This window comes from Streptomyces sp. NBC_00080 (assembly GCF_045041255.1).
Classification (GTDB): domain Bacteria; phylum Actinomycetota; class Actinomycetes; order Streptomycetales; family Streptomycetaceae; genus Streptomyces; species Streptomyces coriariae.
Window position 1 is genome coordinate 6,800,396 of record NZ_CP108235.1, and the last position, 13,539, is coordinate 6,813,934.

Annotated in this window: 10 protein-coding genes and 1 pseudogene; 5 read left to right on the top strand and 6 right to left on the bottom strand. The window is 71.3% G+C overall.

Features of this window, described 5'->3' with window-relative positions; genetic code table 11:
• Window positions 1-34: 34 nt before the first annotated feature.
• The 4 genes from OHU34_RS30235 to OHU34_RS30250 form a co-directional block, all read right to left on the bottom strand.
• The gene (locus OHU34_RS30235) at window positions 35-1,789 is read right to left on the bottom strand and encodes an NAD+ synthase (protein ID WP_142263898.1); all 1,755 of its coding nucleotides are present in this window, start codon (window positions 1,787-1,789) and stop codon (window positions 35-37) included.
• Between the two features lie 105 nt (window positions 1,790-1,894).
• Window positions 1,895-3,835, bottom strand: a complete 1,941-nt coding sequence (locus OHU34_RS30240; RefSeq protein WP_142263897.1) for a protease pro-enzyme activation domain-containing protein — start codon at window positions 3,833-3,835, stop codon at window positions 1,895-1,897.
• A gap of 197 nt (window positions 3,836-4,032) precedes the next feature.
• Entirely contained in the window at window positions 4,033-4,632 is a 600-nt protein-coding gene (locus OHU34_RS30245) for a DUF305 domain-containing protein (RefSeq protein WP_405772420.1), read from the bottom strand.
• Between the two features lie 11 nt (window positions 4,633-4,643).
• A complete protein-coding gene (locus tag OHU34_RS30250; RefSeq protein WP_142263896.1) occupies window positions 4,644-5,312 on the bottom strand; it encodes a DUF3105 domain-containing protein in 669 nt (222 codons plus the stop codon).
• A gap of 169 nt (window positions 5,313-5,481) precedes the next feature.
• Between OHU34_RS30250 and OHU34_RS30255 the strand changes: the two genes are divergently transcribed.
• The 3 genes and pseudogenes from OHU34_RS30255 to OHU34_RS30265 all read left to right on the top strand — a co-directional run.
• On the top strand, window positions 5,482-5,925 hold the full coding sequence (locus OHU34_RS30255) for an Rrf2 family transcriptional regulator (protein ID WP_142263895.1): 444 nt from the start codon (window positions 5,482-5,484) through the stop codon (window positions 5,923-5,925).
• 244 nt (window positions 5,926-6,169) lie between these two features.
• A complete protein-coding gene (locus OHU34_RS30260; RefSeq protein ID WP_020126760.1) occupies window positions 6,170-6,436 on the top strand; it encodes a DUF6959 family protein in 267 nt (88 codons plus the stop codon).
• Between the two features lie 47 nt (window positions 6,437-6,483).
• Window positions 6,484-6,837: pseudogene (locus OHU34_RS30265) on the top strand (PucR family transcriptional regulator); the annotation flags it as partial.
• A gap of 52 nt (window positions 6,838-6,889) precedes the next feature.
• Here the strand turns inward: OHU34_RS30265 and OHU34_RS30270 are convergent.
• Window positions 6,890-8,089 carry a globin domain-containing protein gene (locus tag OHU34_RS30270; protein ID WP_405769295.1) on the bottom strand — a complete coding sequence of 400 codons (1,200 nt, stop codon included), beginning with the start codon at window positions 8,087-8,089 and terminating at the stop codon, window positions 6,890-6,892.
• A gap of 330 nt (window positions 8,090-8,419) precedes the next feature.
• Between OHU34_RS30270 and OHU34_RS30275 the strand changes: the two genes are divergently transcribed.
• Complete coding sequence (locus tag OHU34_RS30275) at window positions 8,420-9,781, top strand: glutamine synthetase family protein (protein WP_142263893.1); 1,362 nt, start codon at window positions 8,420-8,422, stop codon at window positions 9,779-9,781.
• Window positions 9,782-9,894: 113 nt separating this feature from the next.
• On the opposite strand, the gene OHU34_RS30280 is transcribed toward OHU34_RS30275, so the two are convergent.
• Complete coding sequence (locus OHU34_RS30280; RefSeq protein WP_142263892.1) at window positions 9,895-10,329, bottom strand: VOC family protein; 435 nt, start codon at window positions 10,327-10,329, stop codon at window positions 9,895-9,897.
• 173 nt (window positions 10,330-10,502) lie between these two features.
• Between OHU34_RS30280 and OHU34_RS30285 the strand changes: the two genes are divergently transcribed.
• Window positions 10,503-13,499, top strand: a complete 2,997-nt coding sequence (locus tag OHU34_RS30285) for a bifunctional [glutamine synthetase] adenylyltransferase/[glutamine synthetase]-adenylyl-L-tyrosine phosphorylase (protein ID WP_405769299.1) — start codon at window positions 10,503-10,505, stop codon at window positions 13,497-13,499.
• Window positions 13,500-13,539: the final 40 nt, after the last annotated feature.

Sequence of the window (13,539 nt, forward strand, 5' to 3'; positions counted from 1 at the left end):
GAAACGTATTTCGGAGCGCGGGGAGGGGTGGCCGTCAGACCGACTCGCGCCAGCCGTTCGTGATCGGCAGACGGCGGTCCTTGCCGAAGCCCTTCGCCGAGATCTTCGTGCCCGGCGGGTACTGGCGCCGCTTGTACTCGGCGGTGTCGACCATGCGGAGGGTCTTGACGACCAGCTCACGGTCGTACCCCGCCGCGACGATCGCGTCCGCGCCCTGGTCCCGGTCGACGTACAGCTCGAGGATCGCGTCCAGGACGGGGTAGTCCGGGAGCGAGTCGGTGTCGACCTGGCCGGGGCGCAGCTCCGCGCTCGGCGGCTTGGAGATCGAGTTCTCGGGGATCGGCGGGGTCTGGCCCCGCTCGGCCGCGGCGCGGTTGCGCCACTCCGCGAGCCGGAAGATCCACGTCTTGTAGACGTCCTTGATGGGGCCGTACGCGCCGACCGAGTCGCCGTACAGGGTCGAGTAGCCGACCGCCAGCTCCGACTTGTTGCCGGGGGCGAGGACGATGTGGCCCTCCTGGTTGGAGACGGCCATCAACAGGGTTCCGCGCAGCCGCGACTGGAGGTTCTCCTCCGCCAGGCCCGTCAGGCCGAGCGAGCCCATGTAGGCGTCGAACATCGGCTCGATCGGGACCGTGCGGAAGTTCAGACCGGTCCGGCGCGCCAGCTCCGCCGCGTCGCCCTTCGAGTGCTCGGACGAGTACTTCGACGGCATCGACACGCCGTACACGTTCTGCGCGCCCACCGCGTCGCACGCGATCGCCGCGACGAGCGCGGAGTCGATACCGCCCGACAGCCCGATGAGCACCGACCGGAAGCCGTTCTTCGCGACGTACGCGCGCAGGCCCACGACCAGCGCCGAGTAGATCTCCTCGGCGTCGTCCAGCCGCTCCGCGTACCCGCCGCTCAGCTCGGGCTCGTACGCCGGGACGGGGTCCTGCGACACCACGACGCGGTCGATGCGCAGACCGTCGTCCACGACACCCGTCGGAGCGTCGGCGGAGGCCGCGGGCAGGTCGAGGTCCAGGACCACGCACCCTTCGGAGAACTGCGGCGCCCGCGCCACGACCTCGCCGTCGCGGTCGACGACGATCGAGTCGCCGTCGAAGACCAGCTCGTCCTGGCCGCCGATCATCGCGAGGTAGGCGGTGGTGCAGCCGGCCTCCTGGGCCCGCTTGCGGACCAGCTCCAGACGGGTGTCGTCCTTGTCGCGCTCGTAGGGGGAGGCGTTGATGGACAGCAGCAGACCGGCCTCGGCGGAGCGCGCCGCGGGGACCCGGCCGCCGTCCTGCCAGAGGTCCTCGCAGATCGCGAGGGCCACGTCGACGCCACGCACCCGCAGCACCGGCATGGTGTCGCCCGGCACGAAGTAGCGGAACTCGTCGAAGACGCCGTAGTTCGGTAGGTGGTGCTTGGCGAAGGTCAGGATCACCTCGCCGTTGTGCAGCACCGCGGCCGCGTTGCGCGGCGAGCCGGCCGGGCGGCCGAACTTCGGCCGGCCGCCCTCGGACCGGTCGAGGTAGCCGACGACCACCGGCAGTTCGCCGAGGCCCTCGTCGGCGAGGCGGACGGCGAGTTCGCGCAGGGCCGTGCGGGAGGCCTCGACGAACGAGGAGCGCAGGGCTAGGTCCTCGACGGGGTACCCGGTGAGCGCCATCTCCGGGAACGCCACGAGATGCGCTCCCTGCTCGGCGGAGTGCCGGGTCCAGCGGAGGATCGTTTCGGTGTTGCCGACGAGGTCGCCGACGCGCGAGTCGATCTGGTTCAGAGCGAGACGAAGTTGAGGCACGCGCATCAGTGTAATCGTCAATGCGACGCGATGGGGGGGCGCGGGGTGTCGGATACCCCACGCCCCCTCCGCGTCCGACGTGCGCACGGCACGCGGACGACCTGCTCAGCGCCGGCGGTACGACTTCACGTAACCGTTTGCGGGCGTACCCACGCCGGTGACGTCGTCGTAGCCCTTCACGGCGGACAGCGAGCTGTCCTTGCCGAGGCTGCGGACGGAGGTCAGCAGCCCGTCCGTCGCGTCGTAGCCGTTGGCGAAGTCGACGCGCGCGACCGCGAGCCCGGACCCGGTCGGGTTGTCCGTGACGTCGTGGTAGACCCGCGAGCCGTACTTGGAGTAGATCGTCGGGTTGGCGAAGCCGATCGCCTTGCCGCCGCGCGCCTCCTGGCCCAGGGCCTGCACGGCCGCGATGACCGGCGCGGCCAGCGAGGTGCCGCCGATGCGGTACTCGCTGTACTGCTCGGTCCCGTCCGGGAAGGTCTGGGTCTGGCCCACCCTGAAGCCGGTGTTCGGGTCGGCGATCGCCGAGATGTCCGGGACGACGCGGTTGCCGGCGGCGCTGTTGGCCGTGGCGAGCGCCTTCGGGACGACACCCTTCTGGTAGTACGGCTCGGCGACGGTCTTGCTGGTGCCGCCGCCCGCACCCGAGGTGTACGCGCCCGGGAAGTCCGTCCAGCTCTTGCCGTCGGCCGACAGCGAGGCCTTGTCGGTGCCCCAGCCGGTCTCCCACAGGTACTTGTCGTTCTTGCCGACCGCCAGCGAGGTACCGCCGACCGCCGTCACCCACGCGGAGTTGGCCGGGGTGTCGACCTGCTTCGTGCCGGTGTTGGCGACCTCGTCGCCGTTGTCGCCGGAAGAGAAGTAGAAACCGATTCCCTCGACCGCGCCGAACTGGAAGACCTGGTCGTAGGCGGCCGCGAGGTCCGGCGTCTGGTTGGCCTCGATGTCGCCCCACGAGTTGGAGACGATGTCGGCCAGGTGGTTGTCGACGATCTTGCTGAGCGAGTCGAGCAGATCGTCGTCGTAGCAGGACGCGGCGCCCACGTACGTGACGTTCGCGGCCGGTGCGACCGCGTGCACGGCCTCGACGTCGAGGGTCTCCTCGCCGTACCAGCCGGCCGCCCCGCACTCCTCGGTCCGGGTGTAGTCCGACGGCAGCACCTGGGTCAGCTGCCCGGTCTTCCAGCGCGCGTCGCCGTGCGCCTTCGCGTAGGTGGCCGCGTCGTAGGCGATCGTCGGCGAGGCGTACGCGTCGGTGATGGCGATGCGCACCCCCTTGCCGGTGTACCCGCCGGCGCCGTACGCGGCCCGCAGCTGCTTGCCGGTGTACCCCTGCACGGCGTACGGGATCTTCTTGCCGTATGCCGAGGGCAGGGTGCTCGCGGTGTTGGAGCCGTAGTACGAGGAGAACGGCCCGGAGTTCTTGAACACCGCGTCCGGCGGCGGGAGCTGGTCCTTGGACGCGGCCTTGTGCGGTGCGTTGTCCAGGCCGGTGACGGTCAGGACGGCGCCGTCCAGGCTCGCGGGAGCCGAGGCCGACTTCGACGGCGCGCGGTAGGTCCGGCTGCCCTTGGTGTAGTTGTGCAGCTGGGTGCCGAACGCCTTCTCGACGGCTGCCACCTCACCGCTGACCGAGACATAGTGCCGGGTCGTGCCGGTGATCTTCAGACCGGCCGCCGTCAGCCACGACCTGACCGCGGCCACCTGGGCCTCGGTCGCGCCGAAGCGGGCCTGGGACTGCCGGGCGGAGAGGTACTTGCCGTAGGCGGGCGAGGCGGGGTCGGACACGGCCTTCGCGTACGCGGCGAGGCCGGCGGCGTCCCGTCCCGCGAGGTAGACGCGGGCGGAGACCTGGGCGCTGTCCGAGGTCGAGCCCTTGTCCGCCTTCGCCGTGGCCCACGCGGGCTTGGTCCCGGCCAGCGTGTCACGGGTCGGGCTGTCCGCGGCGTGCGCGGCGGGTATGCCGAGCGCCAGCGCGCCGGCGATCATGGGCAGCGTCGCCGCCATGCTCGCTCCGGCGCGCAGCGCGGCGCGGTTGGATCTCATAGGACCCCCTGTATGTGGTTCGACGCGAGTGGATCACTCGGTGTGCTGGCCACTCTTGCGATGAACCGTTCATGCCAGGGGAATGCGAACACCAAGAAGCGCCCAAGTGACCGCTTGCTGGGCTGATTTGACGGATACGTCCGTGAAATCGAGGGAAAACCCTATGGGTTGTTCCCGTGGGTCGGCCGAGTCAGGTCCTAAGGCTTGGCCCCGCGCGCCTTCAGCATGTCCGTCATCAGGTCGATCTCCGACTGCTGTGCCTCGACCATGCCCTGCGCGAGCCGCTTCTCCACACCTACCGTGCACTTGTCCACACAGCCCTCGGCCATGTGGATACCGCCCTTGTGGTGCGCGGTCATCAGCTGCAGGAAGAGCACCTCGGCCGCCTTGCCGTTCAGCGTCCCGAGCTTCTTCAGCTCGGTGTTGGTCGCCATGCCAGGCATCAGCGCGCCGTCCTCGCCGTCGGCCATGTCGCCCATGCCCATCCAGCTCATCGGCGCCTTCGAAGACACCTTCGGGAGCCCCCACAGATCGAGCCAGCCCAGCAGCATGCCGCGCTGGTTGGCCTGCGTCTGCGCGATGTCGTAGGCGAGCCGCCGGACGTCCTCGTCGGTCGTCCGGTCCCGCACGATGTACGACATCTCGACGGCCTGCTGGTGGTGCACCGCCATGTCCCGGGCGAACCCGGCGTCGGCGGAGTCGGCGGCGGGCGCGGCGGTGTCCGCCGAGCCGTCCTCGGCGACGGAGTAGGTGACGGCCCCGGCGGCGACGAGCACCCCGGCCACGGCCACCGCCACTCCCGCGTACCTCACTTCGACAGACCACCCGTGCAGGCGGCGCCCGGTTCGGGCGTCTGCTCGCCCTGCACGAACTTCTCGAGGAACGCGTCCACGTTCGCGTCGCTCGCGCTCGTCACCGTGCGCTGGTGCCCCCATGCGGTGAGCATGATCGGGTCGGCCTGGGCGTCGTCCGGGCTCATGAGCGTGTAGGGCGTCTTCTCGACCTTGGCGGCGAGGGCGTCGACGTCGGCCTTGCTCGCCTTGCTGTTGTACGTCACCCAGACCGCGCCGTGCTCGAGCGAGTGCACGGCGTTCATGTTGTCGAGGGCCTTGGTGTAGACGTCCCCGTTGCAGTTCATCCAGACCTGGTTGTGATCCCCGCCGACGGGGGGCTCGGTCGGGTACTTCACGGTCTTGGTGACGTGGGTACGCCCGAGCGTGCCCTTCCACGTCTTGACCCCGTCCGCACCGGTGACGAAGCGACCCGAGGCCGCCTTGCCGTCGGCGGCGGTGTCCTTGTCGTCGCCGGACTGCGACTTCACGACGAACACACCACCGGCGACCAGCGCGACCACGGCGACGACGCTGCCGCCGATCACGAGAAACCGGTTACGCCGCTCACGGCCCTGCTCGGCCCGCCGCATCTCCTCTATGCGCGCCTTGCGCGCCGCGCTGCCGGTCTTGTTGGCGGAACCCATGTGGCCTGTCCTTCTGGGGGAAAGGGGCGGGACGGACGGGGTGTGCGAGTCCGCTGATCGTAATGGGGAGACGGGGAAAGTCGTAGACGGGTCACAGCCAAGAGAGGGGCGAGGGGGAGGGCGGGCGAATAATTTGAATCGAAGATGCGCATTATCTACGCTTCCTCCCATGCGGCTGTTGCGATCCACCGACCTGGCACTGCGCGTCCTCATGCGACTCGCGGTCGCGGGCGACACCCCGGAAGCGACCCCCACGACCCGGGACGTGGCGGCCGCCATGGAGGTCCCCTACACCCACGCGGCCAAGGTGGTCGCCGAGCTCCAGCACATGGGCCTGCTGGAGGCCCGGCGGGGCAGGGGCGGCGGCCTGGCCCTCACCGAACGGGGCCGCGCCGCCTCCGTCGGCACGGTGGTCCGCGCCTTCGAGGGGGACGGCGACGTCGTCGACTGCGAGGGCGCCACCCCCTGCCCCCTGGCCTCGGCCTGCCGGCTGCGCGGCGCCCTGCGCCGGGCTCAGGAGGCGTTCTTCGCGTCCCTGGACCCGATCACGGTCGCGGACATCGTGGCGGAACCGACGGGGCCGCTGCTGCTGGGGATCTCGAGGTTCGCCTGATTCCACGGGCGTCGCGCGGGCCGGCGCCGTGCGGCGACGAGGACGGGCGACGCGCACGTCGCCGTGGATCGCCGTCGTAGAGGCCGGTGGGCCCAGGACCGCGGCGCAGCCGCGTGACCGCAGGCGGATCCGTGTTCGCGCCCCACGTCAGCCGTGGTTTCCGGGTCCCGTCCGCCCCATCCTTCACGCTTCCCCCCTGCCAATGCGGTTGTCGCCACATCGCCCGGCCGGATTGGATGGCCCGATGGAACGCATCGAAGCAGAGCTCTTCACCGCCGGCGGCAACAACGCCGTAGTCCGCCTGCCCGGCCGACGCTTCCCCGGGGTTCTGGTGCAGGGCGACTCCCTGCACATCCTCCGCACCGACATGGCGGAGCTGGTGGAGGCGTGCGACCGCGGTGACCTGGGCGACGCCCGCGACGCCGCCGGGCTTCTCCTGGCCGGCCTCGACGCCCTGCTGGAGCGCTACGGTGCCGCGTTGGACGAGCACGAGATACCGCGGCCGTACTGAGCCGGGCCGCCCGCGCCGTCCCGCCCGACGTCGCGCCCGAACTCGCCCCGGACCCCGTCCCGGACCTCGCCCGGGATCCCGCCCCGGACCTCGTCCCGGACCTCTTGCAGGACTTCGCCCACGCTCTCGGCCGCTCCTGTGCCGCCGGTACCGCCTCCGCACCGCTGTCCGAGCTGTCCGGTGCCCTCGACCGGGCCCGGCGGATCGGCAGGGCGGCGCCGCTGCGGCGGGCGTCGACGCGACTGCGGCCGCACACGCTCGCGGACGTCTTCGTCGAACTCACGGTCGCGGACGTGCGGTTCGTCGACGAATGGCTCCGAACGGTGGCCCGGAGCCTGCGACCGGGCCCGGACCCGCTCGTCACCCTCGACGCCTACTACCGCCACGACATGAACCGCGGCTGAGCCGGGAGGGTGCGGCGAGGGCGGGTCCGGGCGTCGTGCGTGCCCTTTCTCAGGCCCGTGCCAGCCACAGGTCCGGGCCGAACACCTCGTAGTGCACGTCCGCCGGGGCGACCCCCTTCTCGATCAGCTGCGCCCGCACCGCCCGCATGAAAGGCAGCGGACCGCACAGGTACGCGCGCGTGCCCGGCGCGACGGGGACGTCCGTGAGGTCGGCCAGACCGGTCCGGGCATGGGCCGGCGCCTCCCGCTCGTACCAGAGGTGCACGGACGCCTCCGGCAGCTTCGCCGCGTACGCCTCGTGGTCCGTGCGCAGGGCGTGGTCCGCGGGGGAGCGGTCGGCGTGGACGACCGTGACCGGCGCGTCGTGGCCGGTGGCGGCGAGGTGGGCCAGCATCGCCACGATCGGGGTGACGCCGATACCGGCCGAGGCGAGGAGCAGGGGGGTGCCCACGGCGTCGGCGAGGACGAGATCACCGTACGGCTCGGAGAGCTCCAGCACGCTGCCCTCACGCACGCGCGCGTGGAGGTGGTTCGAGACCTCGCCCTCCGGTGTCGTCGCCCCGCCGGGCACCCGCTTGACGCTGATCCGGCGCACGTCGGCCCCCGGTGCGCCGGAGAGGCTGTACTGCCGTATCTGGCGTGCTCCGTCGGACAGTTGCGTGCGGACGGACACGTACTGGCCGGCACGGAAGTCCCGTACGGGTGCGCCGTCGACCGGGCGCAGGCCGAAGGTGACGACGTCCTCGGTCTCCCGGACGCGTTCCACGACCTCCCACTCGCGCCAGGCGTCGCCCCCGCTCTCCTCGTACAGGCGGCGCTCGATCGCGATCAGCGCGTTCGCCATCAGCCAGTAGACCTCGTTCCAGGCCGCGGCGACCTCGGGGGTGACCGCCTCGCCCAGGACGTCGGCGATGGCGGCGAACAGGTGCTCGTGGACGACCTCGTACTGCTCGGGCGCGATGCCGAGGGAGGCGTGCTTGTGGGCGATACGGGTGAGCATCGCGTCGGGGCGGTCCTGCGGGCGGTCCTGCGCGGGCTGGACGAGACGCGTGGCGAAGGCGGCTATGGACCCGGCCAGAGCCTGGCGCTGGGTGCCCGCCGCCTGGTTGCCGCGGTTGAACAGGTTCCGGAGGAGGTCCGGATGCGCCGCGAAGAGGCCGGCGTAGAAGCGCTCGGTGATCTCACCGATGGCCGCGCCCACGGCGGGGAGGGTGGCGCGGACGGTGGCAGCGGACTGTTCGGACAGCATCGGGGCTCCTCAAAGCTCACTCGGTGTTCTGCTGTCCGGCACGCTAGTAAAACTTGCATCTAAGATGCAAATTAAATGGGTGTGACGGGACGGAGGGGGTGGGGCATTACGGATGTCGGTGCGAGCAGGCAAGATGGGGCAGAGCAGTACGCCCGCCGGACGCGAGGCAGTGCATCTGCCGGACGTGCGGCGTTCAGGCCCGGGTCGCCGAGGCGATCATGGTCGGCAACGCGCATGAAATGGTGTTGTGGTGTGATGCTCGGGTGCCCGACCGCCTCTCCGTGGGACGGGAAACAGGCGGCCTGACCAGCAAGGATGGGGAAGCGCAAGATGGACAAGCAGCAGGAGTTCGTGCTCCGGACGTTGGAGGAGCGCGACATCCGGTTCGTACGGCTGTGGTTCACGGACGTGCTGGGCTTCCTCAAGTCCGTCGCCGTGGCCCCGGCCGAGCTCGAACAGGCCTTCGACGAGGGCATCGGCTTCGACGGCTCCGCGATCGAGGGCTTCGCCCGGGTCTACGAGTCCGACATGATCGCCAAGCCGGATCCGTCCACCTTCCAGGTGTTGCCCTGGCGCGCGGAGGCCCCCGGTACCGCCCGGATGTTCTGCGACATCCTCATGCCGGACGGCTCGCCGTCCTTCGCGGACCCGAGGTACGTGCTGAAGCGCGCCCTGGCGCGCGCCTCCGACCTGGGCTTCACCTTCTACACCCACCCGGAGATCGAGTTCTTCCTGCTGAAGAACAAGCCGACCGACGGCTCCCGCCCGACCCCGGCCGACAACTCCGGCTACTTCGACCACACCCCGCAGAACGTGGGCATGGACTTCCGCCGCCAGGCGATCACCATGCTCGAGTCGATGGGCATCTCGGTCGAGTTCTCCCACCACGAGGGCGCCCCCGGCCAGCAGGAGATCGACCTGCGCTACGCCGACGCGCTCTCCACGGCCGACAACATCATGACGTTCCGCCTGGTCATGAAGCAGGTCGCGCTGGAGCAGGGGGTCCAGGCGACCTTCATGCCGAAGCCGTTCTCCGAGCACCCCGGCAGCGGCATGCACACGCACCTCTCCCTCTTCGAGGGTGACCGCAACGCGTTCTACGAGTCGGGCGCGGAGTACCAGCTCTCCAAGGTCGGCCGGTCCTTCATCGCCGGTCTGCTGAAGCACGCCGCCGAGATCGCCGCCGTCACCAACCAGTGGGTCAACTCCTACAAGCGCATCTGGGGCGGCTCCGAGCGCACGGCCGGCGCGGGCGGCGAGGCGCCGTCGTACATCTGCTGGGGCCACAACAACCGCTCCGCGCTGGTCCGCGTGCCGATGTACAAGCCCGGCAAGACGGGCTCCGCGCGCATCGAGGTCCGCTCCCTCGACTCCGGCACCAACCCGTACCTGGCCTACGCCATGCTCCTCGCGGCCGGCCTCAAGGGCGTCGAGGAGGGCTACGAGCTTCCGCCGGGCGCCGAGGACGACGTCTGGGCCCTGTCCGACGCCGAGCGCCGCGCGATGGGCATCGAGCCCCTCCCGCAGAACCTCGGCGAGGCCCTGAGCCTGATGGAGCGCAGCGACCTCGTCGCCGAGACCCTCGGCGAGCACGTCTTCGACTTCTTCCTGCGCAACAAGAAGGCGGAGTGGGAGGAGTACCGCTCCGAGGTCACCGCCTTCGAGCTGCGGAAGAACCTGCCGGTGCTGTAACCGCAGGTCGGGGCGGTTCTACCGCTGTGACGACACGAGGGGCCGGCGGTCATGGACCGCCGGCCCCTCGGTGTCTCACCGGTTCCGGGCCGTCCGGGGGCCCCGCCGGGGCCCTACCGGGCCGACAGTTTCGCCAGGACCTGGTGGAGCGGTTCCGTCTCCCGGCGGCGGTACTCCTGGATCGCCCAGCCGTTGCCGTCGGGGTCCTTGAAGTACATGAAGGTCGCTCCGTCCTGCGGTGCGAACTGCTGGGGTTCGCTGACCTCCAGGCCGCGGCCGGTCAGTTCCTCGTACGCCGCCTTCGCGTCCGTCACGCAGAGCTGCATGCCGTGGTAGGTGCCCGGCTGCGGGGTTCCCGTCGGCACCTGGAGGCCGTCGACCAGGGCGATCGAACAGCCGGAGCCGGGTGGGGTGAGCTGGACGATGCGTACGCCCTCCATGACCTCGCCGTCGAGGTCGACGTGGAAGCCGACCTTGTCGCGGTAGAACTCCTTGGCCCGGTCCACGTCGGACACCGGCAGCAGGATCACCTCTAGGGTCATGTCCATGGCTTGACTCCCTTGTCGCGGCCGTCGCTCTGTCTGTACAGAACCGAGGTCCCGCGGCGCCGAAGGCCCGCGGAACCCGAAGTACCACAGAACCGGAAACCGCGCCGGGGCGCCACCGAAAGGCCCGGGTTACGCTCAGGTGCGTACGACCTTGATCCGAGGGAGGGCCGGGGATGATGGCGCCGGGGCGCAGGAGCAGCACCTTCACACGGCTGCTGCGGCACGGCTTCACCGACCCGTCCGCCGCCGAGCGGCTCCTGGACGGGCCCGAGCTGTCGCCGGTGCGCGACGACCCCTTTCTGCTGGAGGCGCTCGGCGCCACCGCCGATCCCGATCTCGCCCTGCACGGTCTCGTCCGGCTGCTGGAGGCCCAGCCCGGGCCCACCGCCCGTCGCGAGCTGCTCGACACGCTGATAGCGGCCAAGCCGCTGCGCGACCGGCTGCTGGGCGTGCTGGGAGCGTCCGCCGCCCTCGCCGACCACCTCGCCCGGCATCCGCGGGACTGGGAGGCACTGGTCACGTACGAGCCGCGGGACCTGCATCCCGGGGTGGAGGAGTTCGAGCGGGGCCTGGCCGAGGCCACGGACCCCGTGTCGCTGCGCGTCGCCTACCGGCGCTGCCTGCTCTCCATCGCGGCGCGTGACGTCTGCGGGACGACCGATCTCGCCGAGACCGCCGCCGAGCTCGCCGATCTCGCCACCGCCACGCTGCGCGCCGCCCTGGGACTCGCGCAGGCGGCCGCGCCCGACGACGCCGCGTTGTGCCGGCTCGCCGTCATCGCGATGGGCAAGTGTGGCGGGCACGAGCTCAACTACGTGTCGGACGTCGACGTGATCTTCGTGGGGGAGGCCGTCGACGGTGCCGACGAGGGCAAGGCGCTGCGGGCCGCCGCCAAACTGGCCGCGCACCTGATGCGGATCTGTTCCGAGACCACCGTCGAGGGGTCCATCTGGCCCGTCGACGCCAACCTGCGGCCCGAGGGACGCAACGGGCCGCTGGTGCGGACGCTGTCCAGCCATCTCGCCTACTACCAGCGGTGGGCCAAGACCTGGGAGTTCCAGGCCCTGCTGAAGGCGCGGCCGGTGGCCGGCGACCTGGCCCTCGGGGCCGAGTACGTCGCCGCCGTGGGGCCCCTGGTGTGGCAGGCCGCCGAGCGGGAGAACTTCGTCGTCGACGTGCAGAAGATGCGGCGGAGGGTCGTCGAGAACATCCCGGTCGCGGAGGTCGAGCGTGAACTGAAGCTGGGGCCCGGAGGGCTGCGGGACGTCGAGTTCGCCGTACAGCTGTTGCAGCTGGTGCACGGGCGGGCCGACGCGTCCTTGCGGAGCGGGACCACGCTCGACGCCCTCCAGGCCCTCGCCGCGGGCGGTTACGTCGGGCGTGCCGACGCCGAGCAGCTGGACGTCGCGTACCGCTTCCTGCGCTCCATGGAGCATCGGATCCAGCTCTACCGGCTGCGGCGGACCCATCTGGTCCCCGAGGCCGAGACCGACCTGCGGCGGCTGGGCCGCTCACTCGGACTGCGCACCGACCCGGTCACCGAGCTCGGCCAGGAGTGGAAGCGGCACGCCGCCGTGGTGCGTCGGCTGCACGAGAAGCTGTTCTACCGGCCGCTGCTCGACGCCGTCGCCCAACTCGCGCCCGGTGAGACCCGGTTGAGCCCGAAGGCGGCCCGCGAGCGGCTGGTCGCGCTCGGGTACGCCGACCCCGCGTCAGCGCTGCGCCACCTGGAGGCGCTGGCCTCCGGCGTCACGCGCAAGGCGGCCATCCAGCGCACCCTGCTGCCGGTTCTGCTCGGCTGGTTCGCGGACTCCGCCGACCCGGACGCGGGCCTGCTCAACTTCCGCAAGGTGTCGGACGCGCTCGGCAAGACGCCCTGGTACCTGCGGCTGCTGCGGGACGAGGGCGCCGCTGCGGAGAACCTCGCCCGGGTGCTGTCCGCCGGGCGGCTCGCCCCCGATCTGCTGATGCGGGCACCGGAGGCGGTGGCGCTGCTAGGCGACGGCGACGGCGGCGGGCTCGAGCCGCGCGGGCGGGCGCAGTTGGAGCAGGAGATACTCGCCGCGGTGCGACGGGCGGACGGTGTGGTGCAGGCGGTCACCGCGGCGCGTGGGGTCCGCCGGCGTGAGCTGTTCCGCACGTCCGCCGCCGACATCGTCGCCTCCTACGGCACGGAGGCGCAGCCGGTCGAGGCGGATCAGGGCGCCCTCGTGGACCTGGTGGGCGGGGCCGTGTCGGACATCACGGCCGCCACGCTGGCCGGCACTCTGCGCGCGGTGGTGCGGGACGGGTGGGGCGACACGCTTCCGACGTCCTTCACCGTCATCGGCATGGGCCGCTTCGGCGGTCATGAACTGGGCTACGGCTCCGACGCCGACGTCCTGTTCGTGCACGAGCCCCGGGACGGCGTCGACGAGCGCGAGGCCGCGGAGGCCGCGAACAAGGTCGTCTCCGAGATGCGCCGGCTGCTGCAGATCTCCAGTGCCGACCCGCCGCTGCTCATCGACGCCGACCTGCGTCCGGAGGGCAAGTCCGGTCCGCTCGTCCGTACATTGAAGTCGTACGAGGCCTACTACCGTCGCTGGTCACTGGGTTGGGAGTCGCAGGCCCTGCTGCGCGCCGAAGTCGTCGCCGGGGACGAGGAGTTGGGGCGAAGGTTCATCGAGCTGATCGACCCCCTGCGGTACCCGGCGGACGGGCTCGGCGAGGAGGCCGTCCGGGAGATCCGGCGGCTGAAGGCCCGTATGGAGTCGGAGCGGATGCCCCGGGGCGCCGATCCGAAGCTGCACACCAAGCTGGGCCCCGGCGGCCTGTCCGACGTCGAGTGGACCGTGCAGTTGGCCCAGATGCGGCACGGCGCGACGCATCCGGGACTGCGGACCACCCGCACCCGTGAGGCCCTCGCCGCCGCGCGCGACGCAGGCATCCTCCCGGGCGAGGACGCGGCGACGCTGGACGAGGCGTGGGTACTGGCGACCCGGGTGCGCAACGCGGTGATGCTGGTGCGCGGACGGGCGGGGGACACCTTCCCGTCCGACCCCCGGGAACTGGTCGCGGTGGGGCGGTACCTGGGGTACGGGCCCGGGCGGGTGGGCGACATGCTCGACGACTACCGGCGCACCGCGCGGCGGGCCCGGGGCGTGGTGGACGAGCTGTTCTACGGCGGCTAGGGCGCTTCTTTCGGCCCCGGGCTGATCCAACAGAAGCGCC